Source organism: Rhizorhabdus histidinilytica (genome assembly GCF_900167915.1).
Taxonomy (GTDB): domain Bacteria; phylum Pseudomonadota; class Alphaproteobacteria; order Sphingomonadales; family Sphingomonadaceae; genus Rhizorhabdus; species Rhizorhabdus histidinilytica.
This window is the reverse complement of the sequence record NZ_FUYM01000001.1, coordinates 409,525-429,633: the sequence shown is the minus strand read 5'-3', so window position 1 is coordinate 429,633 and position 20,109 is coordinate 409,525. Positions and strand designations below refer to the sequence as shown.

The following is a 20,109-nucleotide window of genomic DNA, read 5'->3' as shown; positions in this document are numbered from 1 at the left end:
CTGTTTCTGGCGAAAGGGGCGGATGCGCGGACGCACCCGCCCCTGTTCGTCAGCCGCTTACTTCTTGACGGCCGGAGCCGGAGCAGCCTTGGCCAGGGTCGCGGGCTTCACCGCGCCGGCCGAGACCATGTAGCCGTGCAGGTCGGTCGCGAAGGCCGAGAGCTGCTCGGCGACGACCTTGTTGCGACGGATCAGCCAGTTGTAGCCGAGCACGGCGGGAACGGCCACGGCCAGACCCAGCGCGGTCATGATCAGCGCTTCACCGACCGGGCCGGCGACGGCGTCGATCGAGGCCTGACCGGCGGCGCCGATCTTGATCAGCGCGCGGTAGATGCCGATGACGGTGCCGAACAGGCCGATGAACGGCGAGGTCGAACCGACGGTGGCGAGCACCGCGAGGCCGTTGCCGAGCTTCGAGTTGATCAGCGCCTGGCTGCGCAGGAGCGAACCGGTCAGCCACTCATGCTGATCGACCGGGTCGGTCAGCTTGGTGTGCTGGTCCTGGGCGAGCAGGCCGTCGTCGACGATCTGGCGATAGGCCGAGTTCTTCTCGAGCTTGGCCTGGCCGTCCTTCAGGCTCGGAGCCTGCCAGAAGCTGGCGCGGGCGCGCTTGCCCTGGTTCAGGATCTTCTGCTGCTCGATCAGCTTGGTGAACATGATGTACCAGGAAGCGGCCGACATCACGACGAGGATGAGGAACACGGCCCAGGCGATCGTGCCGCCCTGCTCAAGGGCGGCCATCAGGCCATAGGGGTTGGAACCGGCGGCTGCGGGACTAGCCATAAACTTCTTATCCTTCTCTGAAACTGTCTATGTTCTTCGGTCGGTGAAAAGCCGGGCGGGCAAGGGGTGCCGACCCGGCCAAAGCTCAATCCTTCGGGATCTGCCAGCGGACGCGATTGCGATAGGTGAACGGCATCGGCTGTCCATTGCCATCCAGCTGGGGCTTGAAACGCGCCCGGCGGATAAGCATCTGGCAAGCCTTGCTGTCGAGCGACGGGAAACCGCTCGAATTGGTCACCTTGCAGTCGGTTGCCTTGCCGTCGGTACCGACGGCCAGTTCGAAGCTGGTCGTGCCCTGGTTCTCGGCACGAAGGTCGGCCGAGGGATAATCCTCGGGCGTGACCCACTCACCCGGAGTACCGCGCGGCTCGCCACGGCGCGAGACCGCGGGCGGAGGGGGCGCGGGCGGCGCGGCGGGCGTAATGACCACCGGCGGCGCGACGGGCACCGAGACGATCGGAGGAGCCACGGTCGGCGCAACCTGGACGATCGGCGGGGGCGCCACGACGGGCGGCGGCTCGATCCGCGTCTCGGGCGGCGGCGGCGGCGGCTGATCCGGGGGCGGAGGAGCCTCTTCAGCAACGTCGAACGTCTTCAGATCGCGTGCGACCTTCTTCACGACGTTGTACGCAAGGCCGGTGACGAAGGCGTAACCGATGACGGCGTGAAGCACGATCACCAACGCAATCGACACCACCTTGCGGGTGCTCAGCGTTTGATCACCATAAGCCATTAAGGAACGACACTCCCTCCAATCCAGAAGCCAGCAAAAAAGTCCGGCATGCGTCAACGGCTCTGCCATTGGCGCCCGGCCCTACCCCGCCAGACATGTTCTAATATTTAGCGGAAATGTGTCCTTATCGCGACAGTTCGATCGACGCAATAACCGAAAAGCCAGTTTGGTGGAGGCTTTCCGGCATGACACCGACGACGGTTCGACGCTAAGGAACGGGTAAAAGTAGCGTAGACAAGGATGAAGCCCATGCCCGCACCGGCCAAAAACCGTCAGATGCTTCGTTTTGGCACATTTCTTGCTATAAACCTTGTCGCACTGACTGCGCCCGCGCCGTCGATCGCCCAGCCTGCACCCGCCGCCGCCGCGCCGGCCCAGGAAATCCGGGGCTTTTCCTATTCCGATCTCGCCGATCTGGCGCTCACCGCACAGGTCGTCGCGGGGGTCACAGTGGTCAAGGCGGAGCGCCTCAAAGGTGAGCTGGCGCCTAATTTGGCGGCAGGAAAAGCCCGTTTTCTGATCGAGGCGCAGACAGGGATGCTGCTGCGGGGAGCCGACGGACTGGCAGGGACCATATCCTATATCGTCGACGTATCGCTCGATGCCCGAGGCAGAGCGCCGAAGCTCAAGAAAGCGCGGTTCATCCTGTTCGCGAACCGGGTCCCGAACCGCCCGCAGGAGATTCGCCTCACTTCGCCTTATTCTCAGCTCGACTGGACGCAAACGACCGAATCGGCCCTCCGGGCGATTCTCACCGAGGCCACCGCGCCGTCCGCGCCACCGCTCGTGACGGGAATCGGCAACGCCTTTCACGTGCCCGGCGCGATCCCCGGTGAAAGCGAATCCCAGATCTTCCTGACCACCGCCGACAACCGGCCGATCTCGCTGTCGATTCTCCGTCGGCCCGGCGAGCAGCCGCAATGGGCGGTCGCCCTCGGCGAGATGGTCGACGACAGCGCGCGGGCACCCGCCAGGGACACGCTGCTCTGGTACCGACTCGCCTGCTTCCTGCCCCAGCGCCTGCCGGAAAAGGCGGTGGCGGCGCTGTCGGCCGGCAATGCGGACGCGGTCCGCGCGGACTATCGCCATATCCTGGATCAGCTGGGCCCGTGCGGACGGACGATCCCACGCTGATCCGGCGGCCGACTCGCAGCCGGGCAGCGCTCAGAAGGAGCTGAGCTCCACGCCGACCTCGGCGCAGTCGGGATAGACGTCGGGCTTGCTCGTCGCGACGCGCAGGCCCTTCACCCCGGCGCGCGCGGCGACCAGCGTATAGATCTCGCGCGCGAGAGTCTCCTGCAGGTTGTAGCGCCGCCCCTCGACCAGAAGCAGTATCTCGCTGCGCAGGAAATCATAGTCCCAGGCGGCGGCGACCTCATCGACCGCGGCGAAACTCGCCTCGTCGAGCCAGACCTCGACGGTCACGAACACGCGCTGGGGATTGCCCACCTCGAAATCGTGGAAGCCGATGTCGACCGGCACCGCGAGGTCGCGCAGCACGATCCGCCGGGTGCGCGGGCCGAGATGATCGGGAACGAGGCCGTCGAGCCGGGCGGGGTCCATCAAAGCTCCATGCACTGTCATCAGGATTCCAGAAACTGAACGTCGCGCGGCAGGCCCAGGAAGCGTTGCCCGCCGTCGAGGGTGATCGTCTGCCCGGTGATGGTCGGCACCGCGATCAGGAAGCGCAGCGCGGCGACGATCTCCGCGACCTCGACCCCGCGCCGAAGCGGGTTGAGACCGTGGACCTTGTCAAAATTCTCGCGGCTCTGCGGACCCGAGACGAGGGTGACGGACGGTGCGATCGCGTTGACCCGGATGCCGCGGTCGGCCAGGCAGCGGGCGAGCAGCTCGTTGACTCCGGCGAAGGCGATCTTCGAGACGGTATAGGTGAAGAAGTCGGGATTGAGCTGGACCAGCTTGGCGTCGAGCATGTTGACGACCAGCCCCCCTGCCCCCTCCGGCACCGCCGCGGCGAAGGCACGGGCGAGCAGCGCCGGCCCACGCGCATTGGCGGCCATGTGCATGTCCCACGCCTCGATCGTGAAATCGTCGAGCGAATCATAGACGAAGGACGAGGCGCTGTTCACCAGCAGCGCCGGCGGCGGCATGCCGTCAAGCGCCGCGATCACGCGATCGGCGCCGTCTGGTTCAGCCAGATCGGCCGCGACGGTCCGCGCGCGGGGCAGGCGCGCCGCCAGCGCCTGCGCCTCCGCTTCCGACGAGCGATAATGGATCAGCACGTCCCAGCCATCGGCAGCCAGCGCGGCTGCGATCTCCGCGCCGATGCGCTTGGCGCCGCCGGTGACGATGGCGGTTCTGCTCGGTCCGAATTCAGGTGTCATCGCCGCCTGCGATAGGCAATGCCCGAAAATCAGGCAAGCCGGGCGAGCATCCGGCCGGTACGGGGCCCCAACGGCCTTATCCCCATCTTATCCACAGCCTGTCCCCAGCGGCTGGGGAAATCTCAGGCCGCGGCCGACGGCCGGGCCGCGATCTCCCCATGCCAACGGGCCAGCGCCGCGCGGCCCTCGCGCGGATCGGGCAGACGCGTCGCGATGCCGAAGTCGGCCGCGACGAAGGCGGCGATATCGGCCATGGTGAAGGCATCGCCCGCGACATAGGGCTCGTCCGCCAGATGCCGATCGAGGACGTCGGCAAAGGCATTCCACATGCATTGTCCCCGCTCGATCAGCGCCGGGATTTGCGGAATCGGCGGCCATTCGCCGCTGACCGCGCGATCGGCGAAGGCCGGGGATCGGTTGCGGAAATGCAGCGCTACCGCCTGGAACCAGTCATGCTCGATCCGGCGGAGCCAGGATTCGATCAGGCCGATCTCCTTCGCCGTCGTGCCGAAGAGCGGCGGATCGGGATGGAGCGCCTCGAAATAGCGGCATATCCCTAACGAGTCGTCGATCACCGTATCGTCGTCGAGCACCAGCACCGGCAATTGCCGCTGCGGGTTGGTGCGGACGAAATCGGGGCGCAGATGCTCGCCCGTCCTGAGGTCGACCGTCACCCGCTCGACCGCGAGTCCCTTCTCGGCCAGGAAGATGCGGACCCGCCGGGGGCTGGGAGCCCAGGCGGCGTCGTAGAGCTTCATCGAACCGCCATCCGAATTTGCTTCACATTCATCTTCAAGACGCTAAAGGCGCGCATCCATTCCGGCAAGGACCTCCCCACCCGGCAAGGACAGGACCCGACACAGAATTGATCACGCTCACCCCCATCGCCGCCGTCGCCGCATCGCACGTCGAACATCTGCTCGATCTCGCCTTCGGCACCGACCGGCACCAGCGAACCGCCTACCGGCTGCGCGAAGGGGTGGAAGCGCTGCCGGAGCTGAGCCTCGCGGCGCTGGAGGACGGCAAGCTGATCGGGTCGATCCAGTGCTGGCCCATCCAGCTCACCGGGGACGACGGGGAAAGCACGCCGCTGATCCTGGTCGGCCCGGTCGCGGTGGCCCCCGGCCGGCAGCGCGCCGGCGTCGGCCGCATGCTGATGGAGGCGGCGCTCGCCAAGGCCGACGCGGCCGGCCGCGAGCCGATGATGCTGATCGGCGACGCGAGCTATTATGAGCGCTTCTTCGACTTCTCGTCGCGGCACACCGGCGGCTGGGCGGTGCCCGGCCCGGTCGAGCGCGACCGGCTGCTGGCGCGACTGCGCCCCGGTCAGGCGGTTCCCGGCCACGGCCGGCTCGGCCCGCGCGTAGCGGCCCTTGTCCCCGGCGACGATTGACGGCACATCGCCGTCATGCCCGAAAGCACGCCGCCTCCCGATTTCGCCGGACTGTCGCTGAGCGACATCGCCGCCTTCGCGGCCGACAACCGCCTGCCGCCCGTCGAGAAATGGAATCCGGCGCATTGCGGCGACAGCTTCATGCGGATCGCCAGCGACGGCACCTGGTTCCATGAGGGGTCGCCGATCGGACGCCTGGCGATGGTACGGCTGTTCTCGACGATCCTGCGGCGCGAGCCCGACGGCGGCTATGTCCTCGTCACCCCCGCCGAGAAGCTGTCGATCGCCGTCGACGACGCCCCCTTCGTCGCGGTCGAGATGAAGGTGGAGGGCGAAGGTCGGGCACGGCGGATCGCCTTCCGGCTCAACACCGGCGATCTGGTCGTCGCCGACGCGGCGCATCCGCTGCGGATCGTCGAGCGCGACGACGGCCCCCATCCCTACGTGACGGTGCGCAGCGGCCTCGACGCGCTGATCGCGCGGCCGGTCTATTATGAGATGGTCAACCTCGCGCTCGACGAGGGCGCCGACCCGCCGGGACTGTGGAGCGAAGGCAGCTTCTTCGCGCTCGACGCGCAATGACCGCGCTGGCCGACCGGCTGCGCGGCAGCTTCGCCGACGCGAGCGACGCCGCGCCGCTGATCGACGAGATCGGCATGGTCGGCGACATCGCGACGTTGACCCGCGCCGCCGTGCTCGTGCCGATCATCGAGGCTCCCCGCCCCCGCGTCCTGCTGACCGTGCGGCACGAGGCGCTGCGCGCGCATGCCGGCCAGGTCGCCTTTCCCGGAGGCCGGCTCGATCCCGATGACGGCGGACCGGTCGACGCGGCGTTGCGCGAGGCGTGGGAAGAGGTCCGCCTGCCGAGCGAGCGGGTCGACGTGGTGGGCACGTCGCGCCCCTATGCGACCCGTTCGGGCTATCTGATCACCCCGGTCGTCGGCGTCATCCCCGAGGGAATCGAGCTCCACCCGCAGGAGAGCGAGGTCTCCGGGCTGTTCGAGGTGCCGCTCGACGTCCTGCTGGCGGAGGCCAACCATCTGCGCCGCTCGGTGATCTTCGAAGGCAGCCCCCGGCAATATTATGAGATCGACTGGCCCGACCAGCGCATCTGGGGCGTCACCGCCGGCCTGATCGTCGAGCTCGCGCCGCGGCTGCGCGGTGCGCTGGAGGGGACGGCATGACGCTGCTGCCCGACGCTCCCTGGCGGCACCGGCCTGGGCTCGACCGGCTGATCGAGGCGCTCGGCGCAGCGGAAGGCGATGTCCGCTTCGTCGGCGGCGCGGTGCGTGACACGCTGCTCGGCCTGCCGGTCAAGGACATCGACTGCGCGACCCGGCTGCTGCCCGAGGAGAGCAGCCGCCGGATAGCCGCCGCCGGCTTCAAGGCGATCCCGACCGGCATCGCCCATGGCACCGTCACCGCGCTGCTGCCGTCGGGCCCCGTCGAGGTGACGACGCTGCGCCGCGACGTCGCCACCGACGGCCGTCGCGCCGTCGTCGCCTTCACCGACGAATGGCGCGAGGATGCCGCCCGCCGCGACTTCACGATCAACGCGCTGTCGGCCGACCCGTCGACCGGCGCCATCCACGACTATTTCGGCGGCCGCGCCGACCTGGACGCCGGGCTGGTCCGCTTCATCGGCGATCCGTTGCGCCGGATCGCCGAAGATCATCTGCGTATCCTGCGCCTGTTCCGCTTCCACGCCCGCTTCGGGAGGGGCACGCCCGACCCGGCCGCGCTCGACGCCTGCATCGCCCGGGCCAACGACCTGATGGCGCTGTCGCGCGAGCGGATCGCCGACGAGCTGCTCAAGCTGCTTGGCGTCGTCGATCCCGCGCCGACCGTCAGGCTGATGCATGACAGCGGCATCTTCCGGCCGATCCTTCCCGAAATCGCCGACGAGGGCGTCGCCCGGCTCGACCGGCTGATCGTGCGCGAGACGGCCGCCGGGACGAACCCCGATCCGCTGCGGCGGCTGGGCGCGCTGCTCCCGCCCGATCCGTCGATCGTGGTCGCGATCGCGCAGCGGCTCAAGCTGTCCAAGGCGGCGACCCGGCGGCTGGAGCAGGCGGCCTCGGGGATCGACGATGCGCCGCGTGCGCTCGCCTACCGCTTCGGCGTGGAGGTCGCGTCGGACCTGCTGTTGCGCGGCGATCGTCCGGCCGAGACGCTTGACCTCGACGCACTCGACGGGTGGGAGCGGCCGCGCCTGCCGATCGGCGGCGGCGACCTGATCGCGATGGGGTTGAAGCCGGGGCCGGTGGTTGCGGCGACGCTGCAGGCGATCGAGAGGCGCTGGATCGCGGAGGGTTTTCCGGACGACGCGCGCGTCGCGCGGCTCGCCGCCGAAGAAACCGCTCAGGCCGGGCGCGACCGCAAATAGGCGAAGGCTTCGTCCGACGGCAGCGGCCGCGCGAAATAATAACCCTGGGCGATGTCGCAACCGAGGCCGATCAGCGTCTCGATCAGCGCTTCCGATTCGACGCCCTCTGCGGTCGTCGCCATGCCCAGTGCCGAGGCCAGGCCGAGAATGGCGCGGACAATCGCGACCGAATCGCGGTCGTGAAGCATCGGCGCGACGAAGCTGCGGTCGATCTTCAGCACGTCGATCGGCAGCCGCTGCAGATAGGCGAGGCTCGAATAGCCGGTGCCGAAATCGTCCATCGCGATAGTGACGTCGAGATCGTGGATCGCACGGAGCACCCGGGCGATACCGTCCGGATCGCTGACGATGCAGCTTTCGGTCAGCTCGATCTTGAGCCGGTTGCCGGCGATGCCGCTCTCGGTCAGCGCGGCCTTGACCGCCGACACGACGTCGTCGCGCTGGAACTGCACCGCCGAGACGTTGACCGCCATGTGCACGGGCAGCGGCGCGCCGGCCTTGCGGTCCCATTCGGCGAGGGTGCGAGTGGCGGCGCGCAGCGCCCAGCGGCCGAGCGCGACGATCAACCCCGACTCCTCGGCGACCGGAATGAAGTCGACCGGGGAGATTGCGCCCTTTTCGGGGTGGTCCCAGCGGGCCAGCGCCTCGAAGCCGATCACCCGGCCGGTCGACAGCTCGATCAGTGGCTGGAAGGCGAGATGGAGCTGGTCGCGCTCGATCGCGCGGCGCAGTTCGGTTTCCAGGCTGAAGCGCTGGCGCGCGCTGACGCCGTCACCGGCCTGATAGAGCTCGGCATGACCCGACTGCTTGGCCCGCTTCATTGCGAACTGGGCGTTGCGGATCAGGTCCTCTGCGTCATCGATGGTCGACGCCATCATCGCCACCCCGACCGCGCAATCGATCTTGATCTCGAGGTCGCCAAGCCGGATCGGCGTGGCGAGGCAGGCCTGCATGCGGCGCGCGGCCGACATCGCCTCCGACGGATCGTCGGCAACGCCGAGCAACACGGCGAATTCGTCACCGGCCAACCGCGCGAGCACGTCGCCGGCGCGCAGCGCCGAGACCAGCCGGCGCGCGACGGTGATGATCAGCTCGTCGCCGGCGAGCGAGCCGACACCCTCGTTGACCCGGCTGAACCGGGTGAGGTCGATCAGCAGCACCGCGAACTGGCGCCCCTCGGCCGTGAAGTTGAGCATCGCCTGCTCGACCTGCTCGGCGAAGGCGGCGCGGTTCGGCAGGCCGGTCAGGCTGTCGCGCAGCATCTGGGTGCGCAGCGACCGCTCCCCCTCGACCTGCTGGGTCCGGTCGATCAACGACAGGATGCAGCGTGGCACGGGTGATTCGCCGCCCGACAGGCGCGACAGTCGGACGGCGAAATGGCGTCCGCTGATGCCGTCGCCCTCCTGCATGTCGAACGATCGGTCGCGCTCGTCGCCGTTCAGGAAATCCTCGATCTCGGGCAGCAGCGGCAGGGCGATGCCGACGCACAGGTCGCGTCCCGGCTCGATCTCGCGGCGGCGGCTATGACGGTTGACGAGCTGCAGGAAAGCGCGGTTTCTCGCCAGAATCGTCGGTTTCCTGTCGACCAGGCAGACCAGTGCGATCGCGATCGGCAGGGTGTCGATGAACTCCTGCTGGGCGGCGGAGCGCGGCGTATCGAGCAGTTCCTGGAGCGCGGCGGGCAGCTTGTGCATGGGCAATGCGGGATCGCCGCCGACCTTGTCGGATGTGGACATGATATGGGTTTTTGCCGCCCGCATGGTCGAGCGGGATTAGCAGCACAGGGTTAATGCTCTGTTTCTACGGCAAGACCGCGCGGACCGATGCCCCGCGCCTCATCCCCGGAAACGGTTGTCACGCGGAAAGCCGACCGGCGGCATCCGTCCGGCCGCGCCGCGCGCCGCGCGCCATGGGGTCAAGTCGGTCTCGGTCCGGGTCCGACCGGTCTCGCCGCCCATCGTCCAGCTCAGCCCCTCGTCGAGCTTGAAGCTGATCGCGTCGGACAGCCCGCCGTCCTTGTAGCGCTGGATGGTAACCCCCTGCCCGCGCGCCATGCGCGGCAGCTCGCCGAGCGGGAAGATCACCATCTTCCGATTGTCGCCGATCGCAGCGACATAGTCGTCGCCCTGCGCCACCGGATGGACGACCTTGAGCCGTCCGCCCTCGCGCAGGTTGACGACCTGCTTGCCCTTGCGCGTCTCGGCGGCGACATCGGCCATGTCGACGACGAAGCCCTTGCCATCGCCCGAAGCGAGCAGCAGTTCGGCGCCCGGCTTCGCCACCAGCAGCGCCGCCACCCGCGCGTCGGCGTCGATGTCGGCGAACAGGCGGACCGGCTCGCCAAAGCCGCGGCCGCCCGGCAGCTTGTCCGCCGGCAGGGTGTAGAAGCGGCCCTGGTCGGTCGCCAGCAGGATGCGGTCGGTGGTCTGGGCGCGGATCGCGTGGGCCGGGCCGTCGCCCTCCTTGAACTTGACCGCCGCCTGCGCCGCTTCGTCGAGATGCCCTTTCATCGCGCGGATCCATCCGCGCTGCGACAGGATCACCGTCACCGGCTCGCGCTCGACCATCGCCTCCAGCGGAATCTCGCGCGCCGGCGCAGCTTCGGACAGGAGGGTGCGGCGCGCGCCGAGCGCGGTCTCGGGGCCGTAGCGCTCGCGCAGTGCGGCGAGGTCGCGCTTCATCCGGGTGCGCTGCCGCGCCGGGCTGGCGATCAGCGCCTCCAGTTCCTTGCCCTCGGCATCGAGCGTCGCGCGCTCCTTCTTGATCTCCATCTCCTCGAGCCGGCGCAGGCTGCGCAGGCGCATGTTGAGGATCGCCTCGGCCTGGCGGTCGGTCAGGCCGAACTCGGCCATCATCACCGGCTTGGGCTCGTCCTCCTCCCGGATGATCTGGATGACCCGGTCGAGGTTGAGATAGACGATCAGATAGCCGTCAAGCAGCTCGATCCGGTCGGCGATCTTGGCAAGCCGGTGCTGCGAGCGACGGACCAGCACCTCGAACTGGTGCTTGAGCCAGGCGGCGAGCGCCTGCTTGAGGCTCATCACCATCGGCGTGCGCGTGTCGTCGAGCACGTTGAGGTTGAGCGAAACGCGAACCTCGAGGTCGGTCAGCCGGAACAGGCTTTCCATCAGCATCTCGGCATCGACCGTGCGGCTGCGCGGCTCAAGGACGATGCGGACCTCTTCGTCGCTCTCGTCACGGACGTCGGCGAGGATCGGCAGCTTCTTGTCGTTGATCAGCTCGGCGATCTGCTCGATCAGCTTCGACTTCTGGACCTGATAGGGAATCTCGCCGACGACGAGGTGCCAGCCGCCCCCCTTCTCGTCGACCTTGTCGATCTTCGCACGCACGCGGAAGGCGCCGCGTCCGCTGGCATAGGCCTCGGCGATCACCGCCGGGCTGTCGACCAGCACGCCGCCGGTCGGGAAATCGGGGCCCTTCACATGGTCTAGCAGCTCGACCGTCTCGGCCTCGGGCTTGTCGATCAGCAGCACCGCGGCGTCGATCAGCTCGGCCACGTTGTGCGGCGGGATCGAGGTCGCCATGCCGACGGCGATGCCGGTGGCACCGTTGGCGAGCAGGTTCGGGAAGAGACCGGGGAAGATCTCCGGCTCTTCCTCCTCGCCATTGTAGGTGGGGCGGAAATCGACCGTGCCTTCGTCGAGGCCGGCCATCAGTTCGCCGGCCGCGGCGGTCAGCCGCGCCTCCGTATAGCGCATCGCCGCGGCGTTATCGCCGTCGATGTTGCCGAAATTGCCCTGACCGTCGACCAGCGGGTAGCGCAGCGAGAAGGTCTGGGCGAGGCGGACCATCGCATCATAGACCGACTGGTCGCCATGCGGGTGATATTTGCCGATCACATCGCCGACGACGCGGGCGCACTTCTTGTAGCCCGACGCCGGATCGAGCCGCAGCAGTCGCATCGCCCAGAGCAGGCGCCGATGCACGGGCTTCAGCCCGTCCCGCACATCGGGCAGCGAGCGCGCCGTGATCGTCGACAGCGCGTAGACGAGATAGCGATCGGACAGGGCGCTGTCGAAGGGGGTGTTGCGGACGCTGTCTTCGGGCAGCTCGGCGATATCGGTCATGGACAAGCTCTAGCGAGGAAAGTCGCCGCTTCCAAGTTCCTCCCCATGCGATGCATGGGGAGGAATTGAATGCCTACCCCGCCCGCACTTCGGCCATCAGCCATTCGCGGAAGGCCTTCACCTTGGGCGAGGCGTGCTTGTGCTCGGGGTAGACCAGCCAGAAGCTGCCGCCGTCCCCGACATGGGGGAATATCTGGACGAGGCGTCCGGTGGCGAGCTCGAACGGCCAGAAGCGCGGCGTCAGCATCGCCACCCCCTCCCCGGCCAGCGCGGCCATACCCTCGATCACCTGCGAGTCGACATGGATCGACCTGCGGTCGAGATCGTCGGGGACGGCGACACCGACCTGCGAGAACCATGCCCGCCACCAGACGTCGTCCGAGTTCATGCGCAATGTGTCGAGAAGCTGGACGGGGTCGGTGAACGGCCCCATCCGATCGATATAGGCCTGGCTGCACATCGGCGTGAATTCGGCCCCGAACATCTCGATCGCGCGCAGCCCCGGCCATGCGCCCTGGCCGATACGGATGCCGACGTCGACCTCGTCGCGGGCGAAGTCGACCAGCTCATGGCTGGCCAGCAGCCGCACCGCGATATCTGGCTTGGCGAGTTGGAAACGGGCGAGGCGCGGACCGAGCCAGCCCGCGGCGATGCCGGGCGCGGCGCTGATCGTCAGCACCCCGCTTTCGACAAGGCGGACCTTGGCGAAGGCTTCGTCGAGCCGGTCGAACGCGGCGGTGACGGCCGGCGCCAGCCGCTCCCCCGCAGGGCTCAGCGAGACCCGCCGGCCGCTGCGAACGAACAACGGCGTGCCCAGCCGATCCTCGATCATCCTTATCTGATAGCTGACCGCCGCCTGGGTCATCGCCAGTTCCTCGGCGGCGCGGGTGAAGTTGAGGTGCCGGGCCGCCGCCTCGAACACGCGCACCGCGCTGAGCGGTGGGATCTGTCGGGCCATGATGATAAACCCTCCTTATCTAGGGAGATCGATAACCGATTGGCGCCGGACAAGGAACAGGCATATTTGAAAGGCCGTCACCAAGGAGGACATCGTGATGGCCCAGATAAGGAAGAAGCAGGCAACCTCCCGTCCCATGGGATTGCGCGAACGGATCGGCGGCGCGATCCGCTGGTGGGCGGAACACCAGGCCTGGCCGGCGACCGAGGACGTCCGCATCGAATGGCGCCGGCCGGTCTGCAACGGGCCGACGCAGAGGAAGGGGTGACGAACGCGCGGCAAGGCGGCATGCTGGATCGATAACCAGAATGGATGCCGCCTGCCGATGCACCGTTTCCCTTCGCTTCCGCTTTCCGTCCTGGCCTTCACCCTGGCCGCCCCCGTTCCCGCCACCGCCGTCGAGCTCAGCCTGCCCCAGCCGCTGCCGATCGAGCGACAGGTCCCCGCCGCCCGCGACATCGCCTATCCCGGCACGATCGAGCTGACCGTCGATGCGACCGACGTGGCGCGCGGCGTCTTCCGCATACGCGAGCAGATTCCGGTCGCGGGCGCGGGCAAGCTCTATCTGCTCTACCCGCAATGGCTGCCGGGCAACCACGCCCCGCGCGGGCCGATCGACGACATCGCCAACATCGCGATCACCGCCAACGGCCGGCCGCTCGCGTGGAAGCGCGATCCGGTCGACGTCTATGCGATCCAGGTCGACGTGCCCGCGGGGGCGCGGTCGATCGCCCTGTCGTTCGACTATGTCTCGCCCACCAGCAGCTCGCAGGGCCGGGTGGTGATGACCGGCGACATGCTGAGCCTGCAATGGAACCTGACCGCCTTCTATCCGGCCGGCTATTTCACCCGGCGGATCACGGTCGCCCCCAGTGTGGTGCTGCCCGCCGGCTGGGGCTATGGGACGGCGCTGGAGCCCGCCTCGCTCAGGACATCGGCGACGGTCGCCTTCCAGCCCGTCAATTTCGAGACGCTGGTCGACAGCCCGCTGCTGGCTGGCCGCCATTTCCGCCAGGTCCAGCTCAGCCCCAAGGTCCGGCTGAACGTCGCCGCCGACCATCCCGACGAATTGCAGGCCAGCACCGCGCAGATCGACGCGCATCGCCGTCTGGTCGAACAGGCGGTGAAACTGTTCGGCGCCGAGCATTACGATCATTATGATTTCCTGCTGTCGATCAGCGACCGGCTCGGCGGGATCGGCCTCGAGCATCAGCGGTCGAGCGAGAACGGCGTCGCGACCGGCTATTTCACCCGCTGGGAGGAGCAGACCGCGCGCCACAACCTGCTGCCGCACGAATATGTCCATAGCTGGAACGGCAAGTACCGGCGCGGGGCCGATCTCTACACCCCCGACTACAGCGTGCCGATGCGCAACTCGCTGCTTTGGGTCTATGAGGGACAGACCCAATATTGGGGTTATGTTCTGCAGGCGCGATCGGGCCTGGTCTCGCCCGACGACACGCTCGCCTATCTGGCGATGGCGGCGGCGCAGCTCGACGGGCGTCCCGGCCGGCAATGGCGCCCGCTGATCGACACCACCAACGATCCGATCATCGCCGCGCGCCGCCCCCAGCCCTGGACGAGCCTGCAGCGATCGGAGGATTATTACAACGAAGGCATGCTCGTCTGGCTCGACGTCGACATGCAGCTTCGCGCGCTGACCGGCGGGCGGCGCTCGCTCGACGATTTCGCGCGCGCCTTCTTCGGCATGCGCGACGGCGACTGGGGAACGCTGACCTACACGCTCGACGATGTCGTCGCGACGCTCAACGGCATCGCCGCCCATGACTGGGCGGGGTTCCTGCGCGACCGGGTCGAGCAGGCCCGGCCGCATGCGCCGCTCGACTGGATCGCCCAGGGCGGATACCGGCTGGTCTATTCGAACAAGCCGACCAATTTCTGGCGGATCGAGGAACGCCGGCGCAAGGTCGCCGACTTCAGCTATTCGCTGGGCCTGGTGATCGACAGCGGCGACCGCCGGATCGAGCAGGTGATCTGGGACAGCCCGGCCTTCGCCGCCGGCCTCACCAACAACGACAGCATCGTCGCGCTCGACGGCGAAAGCTTCGACAGCGGCAAGCTGGCCGAACGGATCGACGACGCGACCTCGACCCGCAAGCCGATCGAGCTGCTGGTCCGGCGCGGCGACCAGTACCGGACGGTCGCGATCCCCTATTATGGCGGCAACCGCTATCCGCGGCTGGAGCGGACGGGGAGCGGCTCGGCATGGCTGGACATGTTGTTGAAGCCGAGGGGCTGATCACACGCTCGTCATCCCGGCGAAAGCCGGGATCTCCCTGCCTTTCCTCGCAACCGTATCGAAGGACGAAGAAAAGTGAGATCCTGGCTTTCGCCAGGATGACGCAGCTTGCCTAGAGCGATTTCTAGGCAGATGGAAACATCTGCCGGCTCGGAAATCGCGGTAAAACAATGGTCTAGGGCGACCGATCCGATGCAATCGGATCGTGAACCGCTCTAGCCCACGAACGCCTTCTCGATGACGAAGTCGGCAGGCTTGGCGTTCGAGCCTTCCTCGAAACCGAGCCGTTCGAGGATCGCCGAGCAATCGCGGATCATGTCCATGCTGCCGCACATCATGACGCGGTCGGTGGCCGGGTCGAGCTTCGGCTCGCCGTCGATACCCTCGAACAGGCCGCCATTCTCCATCAGCGTGGTGATGCGCTGCTGCCGTGGGAAGGGCTCGCGCGTCACGATCGGCAGGTAGCGGAACTTGGCGGCGGCCTCCTCCTCGACCAGCGGGTCGCCGGCCAGGCGGCTCTCCAGCACGTCGCGGAAGGCGAGGTCGCTGAGGTGGCGGACGCTATGGACGATGATCACCTGTTCATAGCGTTCATAGATGTCGGGATCGCGCATCACCGACAGGAAGGGCGCGAGGCCGGTACCGGTGGCCAGCAGGAACAGCCGTTTTCCCGGGGTCAGCGCGTCGGCGACCAGCGTGCCGGTGGTCTTGCGGGCGAGATAGATCTCGTCGCCCGGGATGATGTGACGCAGACGCGAGGTCAGTGGGCCGTCGGGCACCGCGATCGACAGGAACTCCAGCTCGTCCGAATAGGAGGGGCTGGCGATCGAATAGGCACGCAGCAGCGGCCGCGCCTCGGTCGGCAGGCCGATCATCACGAATTCGCCCGAGCGGAACCGCAGCGACGCCGGGCGGTCCACCGCGAAGCTGAACAGATGCTCGTTCCAATGCTTCACCCAGAGGACCGTCTGGATGTTGAAGGCGTCGTTCGGGGCGATCTTCACCGCTTCCGTACGGCTGCTCATGAAAAACTTCCTTTCAAAACCGTCTCTCGGCCACGTCGGGGACCCCATAGAGCGCAGGCGGCCGCTATGCCACATCGGAATAGTTTGGCGGCGCGACAGTTCAGCTTCATCGCGCCGATCGCGATGGGAGGTGGGAGGCCGACCAGAGGAAGCAACCCCGCCCGCCCCCCGGAGTTGGGACGGACGGGGCGCTCAAGCCGCCCTGGGGGCGGAACTGGGCCGTCCTACGGACGGAACAGCGATGACGAAGAACCGCGGCCGTGCGGCGGCAGGCCTTGGCCGAGCTGGTCGAGCCCGCCCCGCGCCTGGACCTGGGCATGACCCGGCTCGACCAGGTCGATGAAACGATCGAGAAGTTCCTCGCCCTCCGGCCACCAGCCGAGGCCGTCGGCCGGCGCGAAATGGCCGCAGGCGCCGAAACGGGCGAAGCCGGCGCCCCACTGGCGCGCCAGACTGAAGGCGCGATCGGGCGACAGCGATGGGTCGTCGTCGCTGGCAACGACCAGCGCGGGGAAGGAGAAGATCGCCGACGGCAAGGGCGCGAAATCGCTCAGGCGCGGATCCGCGTCGGCGGCGGGATCGCCGGGCGCGATCAACAGCGCCCCGGCGACCGCCGCCTCGCTCTCGCTGCTGATCAGTCCGGCCCAGGCGGCGATGGTCAGCGCCCCTACCCCATGGCCGACGAGGATGACGGGCGCGTCGAGGCCGCGCAGGGCATGGTCGAGACGGGTGACGAGGCTGTTACGGTCGGGGACGCGCGCCTGGCCGAGGTCGACCAGGCGGCAGTCGATCCGGGTGTCGACCCAATGCCGCAGCCAATAGCCCCGCTCTCCGCCATCGAGGTCGGGAAGCAGCAGCGTCAGAGGCGCCGCGGAAGGATGTTCGAAACGGGTAGTCGCCATGATCCGACTCTCCTCGACTCGGCGGCCCGGGAGCCGCGTGATCGTGGCGTCAGATTATGTCTAGTCTTACGGTTGTAAATAGCCGCTGCGACCAAATGCGGCGAGAATGCGGCAGGCCGGGGCGCCCTTGCGGCGCCCCTGAAACGACCCGGCCTAAGCCCTTGAAATCACTTGCCGCGATTCTTTCGGTGGCTTTCGAGGTCGAGGATCATATTCTCGCCGTCGGGCATCAGGCCGAGCCGGCGGGCGATCTCCTGATAGGCCTCTACCTCGCCGCCCAGGTCCTGCCGGAAGCGGTCCTTGTCGAGCTTCTCGCCGGTCGCCATGTCCCACAGCCGGCAGCCGTCCGGGCTGATCTCGTCGGCCAGGATGATGCGGCTATAGTCATTGTCCCAGAAGCGGCCGAATTCGAGCTTGAAATCGACCAGGCGGATGCCGATGCCGGCGAACAGGCCGCACATGAAGTCGTTCACGCGGATCGCCATGTCAGCGATGTCGTGCATCTCCTCCTGGCTCGCCCAGCCGAAGCAGGCGATATGCTCGTCGGCGACCAGCGGATCGCCCAACGCATCGTCCTTGTAATAATATTCGATGATCGTGCGGGGGAGCTGGGTCCCCTCCTCGATCCCCAGCCGCTTGGTCAGCGAGCCGGCCGCGACGTTGCGGACGACCACCTCGATCGGCACGATCTCGACCTGGCGGATGAGCTGCTCGCGCATGTTGAGGCGGCGGATGAAATGGGTGGGGACGCCGATCGTGCCGAGCATCGTGAAGATATGCTCGGAGATGCGGTTGTTCAGCACGCCCTTGCCGTTGATCGTGCCCTTCTTCTGGGCATTGAACGCGGTGGCGTCGTCCTTGAAATACTGGATCAACGTGCCGGGCTCGGGGCCCTCGTACAGGATCTTGGCCTTGCCTTCGTAGATCTGGCGGCGGCGGGTCATCTATCGGGCCTCCGGGGGCGCGGGAAACAGAGAAGCCCCGGCGGCAACGTCGATTCGGACGTGCCGCCGAGGCAGTTCGAGCCCGCCTTTACCGCGATTGCCCCTCCCACGCAAACAATGCCGCATCGCCGCGAGATTCTGCGTGCATTCCTCCGTAGAGAGGCCTAAGCGGCGCGCCGGCTTCGCCGCTTGAGGGCGTATTTGATGCGAAACGACATGGCCGACCCCGAAGGGCCGCCGCGGAAGGGTCGCCTCCGCGAGGAAGGCATGGCGGCGCTGACGCTGGGCGCGCTCGGCGTCGTGTTCGGCGACATCGGCACCAGCCCGATCTACGCCTTTCGCGAAGCGCTCGGCCAGGCGGCCGAGGATGGGATCGTCGCCGGCGAGATTTTGGGCGTGCTCAGCCTCGCGCTGTGGGCGCTGATCCTGGTCGTCACCTGCAAATATGTTCTGTTCCTGATGCGCGCCGACAATAATGGCGAAGGCGGCGTGCTCGCGCTGATGACGCTGGCGCAGCGATCGACCCGGCGCCGCCGGACGCTGGTGATGGCGCTCGGCGCGATCGGCGCGGCGCTGTTCTACGGCGACGGGGTGATCACCCCTGCCCTGTCGGTGCTGTCGGCGGTCGAGGGCCTCAAGACCATTCCCGGCCTGGAACATGCGGTGTCGCGCGGCGAGATATTGCTGATCACCTCGGCGATCCTGATCGGCCTGTTCCTGATGCAGGCGCGCGGCACGCGGGTCGTCGGGCGGCTGTTCGGCCCGGTCTGCCTGCTCTGGTTCGTGACGATCGGCGGCATCGGCCTGATCCACATCGCCGACCAGCCCGCCATCCTCGCCGCGCTGCTGCCGCACAACGGCGTGCTGTTCATGGCCAATCACGGCGTCGCCGGCATGTTCGTGATGGGCGCGGTGTTCCTGACCGTGACCGGCGCCGAAGCGCTGACCGCCGACATGGGCCATTTCGGCGCGAAGCCGATCCGCACCGGCTGGCTGGCGATCGTCTTTCCGGCGCTGGCGCTCAACTATCTGGGCCAGGGTGCATTCGCGCTCCACCGGCTCGAGGTGGCCGCAGCGCGGGGCATCGAGTTCGTCAACCAGGACTGGTTCTTCCTGATGGCGCCCGGCCTGGCCCGTATCCCGCTGGTGATCCTCGCGACCTGCGCGACCGTGATCGCCAGCCAGGCGGTGATCACCGGCGCCTATTCACTGACCCGCCAGGCGATCCAGCTCGGCCTGCTGCCGCGCCTCAAGATCCGCCAGACCTCCGAACATGCCGCAGGGCAGATCTACCTGCCGACGATCACCATGCTGCTGTTCGTCGGGGTGATGGTGCTGGTGCTCGGCTTCGGCTCCTCCTCGGCGATGGCGGCGGCCTATGGCGTGTCGGTGTCGGGGACGATGGTGGTGACGACCTGCCTCGCCTTCCTCGTCGTGCGGCGGAGCTGGGGCTGGAGCTGGCCGCTGACGATCGCCGTCATCCTGCCGCTGCTGCTGCTCGATCTGTTCTTCTTCGGCGCCAACATCCTGCGCATCTACGAAGGTGGCTGGGTGCCGTTGATCGTCGCGGGCGGGGTCGGCCTGCTCATCGTGACCTGGGTGCGCGGTCGCAAGCTGCTGCTGGCGATCGACCAGAGCCAGGCGATCGAGCTCGAGGAGCTGGCCCGCATGCTCCGCGCCCGCCCGCCGGAGCGGGTGCCCGGCATGGCGATCTTCCTGTCGTCGGGGATGGAAGCGGCGCCGAGCGCGCTGCTCCACAACCTCAAGCACAACAAGATCCTGCACGAGCGCAACCTCGCGCTGACCATCAACACGGTGAACCAGCCGGTCGTGCCCGCCGCCAAGCGGCTCGACATGACCAATATCGATGAGAATTTCACCCGCGCGGTGCTCAACTACGGCTTCATGGAAAGCCCCGACATCCCGCGCGACCTGGCCTTCGCGCTGCGCCATGGCGACAACAAGCTGGAGCCGATGCAGACCAGCTACTTCATCGGCCGGTCGACGCTGCGCCCGTCGAAGCACAGCGGCATGCCCTTCTGGCAGGACCTGCTGTTCATCTTCCTCTACCGCAACGCGTCCGACCCGACCGACTTCTTCCGCATCCCGCCCAACCGGGTGGTGGAGCTGGGATCGCAGACCACGATCTAGGCCTCCGCTCATCCTGAGGAGCCATTGAGCGAAGGCGAAATGGCGTCTCGAAGGATCCTTCGAGACGAGGCTTCGCCAAGCTCAGCCTCTCCTCAGGATGAGCGGCTCGGATATGAAAAGCCCAATGCTGTAGTAGGAGCA

19 protein-coding genes are annotated in these 20,109 nt (G+C 67.6%); 8 read left to right on the top strand and 11 right to left on the bottom strand.

Annotated features, from left to right (window positions below; all coding sequences use genetic code 11):
* Positions 1-57 precede the first annotated feature (57 nt).
* Positions 58-783, bottom strand: coding sequence for a MotA/TolQ/ExbB proton channel family protein (locus B5X82_RS02075; protein ID WP_079646367.1), 726 nt, complete (start codon positions 781-783; stop codon positions 58-60).
* An 85-nt stretch (positions 784-868) separates the two neighbouring features.
* Positions 869-1,516 carry an energy transducer TonB gene (locus tag B5X82_RS02070; protein WP_079646366.1) on the bottom strand — a complete coding sequence of 216 codons (648 nt, stop codon included), beginning with the start codon at positions 1,514-1,516 and terminating at the stop codon, positions 869-871.
* Positions 1,517-1,765: 249 nt separating this feature from the next.
* Between B5X82_RS02070 and B5X82_RS02065 the strand changes: the two genes are divergently transcribed.
* Positions 1,766-2,650: a hypothetical protein gene (locus tag B5X82_RS02065; protein ID WP_079646365.1), complete on the top strand. Its 885-nt coding sequence runs from the start codon at positions 1,766-1,768 to the stop codon at positions 2,648-2,650.
* A 30-nt stretch (positions 2,651-2,680) separates the two neighbouring features.
* Here the strand turns inward: B5X82_RS02065 and B5X82_RS02060 are convergent, their stop codons facing one another.
* The 3 genes from B5X82_RS02060 to B5X82_RS02050 all read right to left on the bottom strand — a co-directional run bounded on the left by B5X82_RS02060 (position 2,681) and on the right by B5X82_RS02050 (position 4,619).
* Positions 2,681-3,079: a dihydroneopterin aldolase gene (locus tag B5X82_RS02060; protein ID WP_079646364.1), complete on the bottom strand. Its 399-nt coding sequence runs from the start codon at positions 3,077-3,079 to the stop codon at positions 2,681-2,683.
* A 20-nt stretch (positions 3,080-3,099) separates the two neighbouring features.
* Positions 3,100-3,861, bottom strand: coding sequence for an SDR family oxidoreductase (locus tag B5X82_RS02055; protein WP_079646363.1), 762 nt, complete (start codon positions 3,859-3,861; stop codon positions 3,100-3,102).
* A 122-nt stretch (positions 3,862-3,983) separates the two neighbouring features.
* Positions 3,984-4,619 (bottom strand): glutathione S-transferase family protein, encoded by a 636-nt coding sequence (locus B5X82_RS02050; protein WP_079646362.1) that lies wholly within the window; start codon positions 4,617-4,619, stop codon positions 3,984-3,986.
* A gap of 107 nt (positions 4,620-4,726) precedes the next feature.
* On the opposite strand from B5X82_RS02050, the gene B5X82_RS02045 reads away from it, so the two are divergent.
* Genes B5X82_RS02045 through B5X82_RS02030 form a run of 4 tightly spaced genes read left to right on the top strand, consistent with a single transcriptional unit; the run spans position 4,727 to position 7,640 of the window.
* A complete protein-coding gene (locus B5X82_RS02045; RefSeq protein WP_079646361.1) occupies positions 4,727-5,254 on the top strand; it encodes a GNAT family N-acetyltransferase in 528 nt (175 codons plus the stop codon).
* A 15-nt stretch (positions 5,255-5,269) separates the two neighbouring features.
* Positions 5,270-5,836, top strand: a complete 567-nt coding sequence (locus B5X82_RS02040) for a DUF1285 domain-containing protein (protein WP_079646360.1) — start codon at positions 5,270-5,272, stop codon at positions 5,834-5,836.
* On the top strand, positions 5,833-6,438 hold the full coding sequence (locus B5X82_RS02035; protein WP_079646359.1) for a CoA pyrophosphatase: 606 nt from the start codon (positions 5,833-5,835) through the stop codon (positions 6,436-6,438). Before B5X82_RS02040 ends, B5X82_RS02035 begins: the two co-directional genes overlap by 4 nt.
* Positions 6,435-7,640, top strand: a complete 1,206-nt coding sequence (locus tag B5X82_RS02030) for a CCA tRNA nucleotidyltransferase (RefSeq protein WP_079646358.1) — start codon at positions 6,435-6,437, stop codon at positions 7,638-7,640. The genes B5X82_RS02035 and B5X82_RS02030 overlap by 4 nt, the downstream gene beginning before the upstream one ends.
* Here B5X82_RS02030 and B5X82_RS02025 read toward each other — a convergent pair.
* The 3 genes from B5X82_RS02025 to B5X82_RS02015 form a co-directional block, all read right to left on the bottom strand.
* Positions 7,616-9,376: a putative bifunctional diguanylate cyclase/phosphodiesterase gene (locus B5X82_RS02025; RefSeq protein WP_223811352.1), complete on the bottom strand. Its 1,761-nt coding sequence runs from the start codon at positions 9,374-9,376 to the stop codon at positions 7,616-7,618. The genes B5X82_RS02030 and B5X82_RS02025 overlap by 25 nt on opposite strands.
* A 99-nt stretch (positions 9,377-9,475) precedes the next feature.
* Positions 9,476-11,728: a DNA topoisomerase IV subunit A gene (gene parC, locus B5X82_RS02020; protein WP_079646356.1), complete on the bottom strand. Its 2,253-nt coding sequence runs from the start codon at positions 11,726-11,728 to the stop codon at positions 9,476-9,478.
* A gap of 73 nt (positions 11,729-11,801) precedes the next feature.
* On the bottom strand, positions 11,802-12,686 hold the full coding sequence (locus B5X82_RS02015) for a LysR substrate-binding domain-containing protein (RefSeq protein WP_079646355.1): 885 nt from the start codon (positions 12,684-12,686) through the stop codon (positions 11,802-11,804).
* A gap of 94 nt (positions 12,687-12,780) precedes the next feature.
* Between B5X82_RS02015 and B5X82_RS26640 the strand changes: the two genes are divergently transcribed.
* On the top strand, positions 12,781-12,954 hold the full coding sequence (locus B5X82_RS26640) for a hypothetical protein (RefSeq protein ID WP_176152441.1): 174 nt from the start codon (positions 12,781-12,783) through the stop codon (positions 12,952-12,954).
* Positions 12,955-13,011: 57 nt separating this feature from the next.
* On the top strand, positions 13,012-14,946 hold the full coding sequence (locus tag B5X82_RS02010; RefSeq protein ID WP_079646354.1) for a M61 family metallopeptidase: 1,935 nt from the start codon (positions 13,012-13,014) through the stop codon (positions 14,944-14,946).
* 215 nt (positions 14,947-15,161) lie between these two features.
* On the opposite strand, the gene B5X82_RS02005 is transcribed toward B5X82_RS02010, so the two are convergent.
* From B5X82_RS02005 to purC, 3 genes are all read right to left on the bottom strand, one after another.
* Positions 15,162-15,971, bottom strand: a complete 810-nt coding sequence (locus B5X82_RS02005; protein WP_079646353.1) for a ferredoxin--NADP reductase — start codon at positions 15,969-15,971, stop codon at positions 15,162-15,164.
* Positions 15,972-16,195: 224 nt separating this feature from the next.
* Positions 16,196-16,873, bottom strand: a complete 678-nt coding sequence (locus B5X82_RS02000) for an RBBP9/YdeN family alpha/beta hydrolase (protein WP_079646352.1) — start codon at positions 16,871-16,873, stop codon at positions 16,196-16,198.
* Positions 16,874-17,040: 167 nt separating this feature from the next.
* Complete coding sequence (gene purC, locus B5X82_RS01995) at positions 17,041-17,817, bottom strand: phosphoribosylaminoimidazolesuccinocarboxamide synthase (protein WP_079646351.1); 777 nt, start codon at positions 17,815-17,817, stop codon at positions 17,041-17,043.
* A 204-nt stretch (positions 17,818-18,021) separates the two neighbouring features.
* Between purC and B5X82_RS01990 the strand changes: the two genes are divergently transcribed.
* Positions 18,022-19,968, top strand: coding sequence for a potassium transporter Kup (locus B5X82_RS01990; RefSeq protein ID WP_079646350.1), 1,947 nt, complete (start codon positions 18,022-18,024; stop codon positions 19,966-19,968).
* The last annotated feature ends 141 nt before the right edge of the window (positions 19,969-20,109 follow it).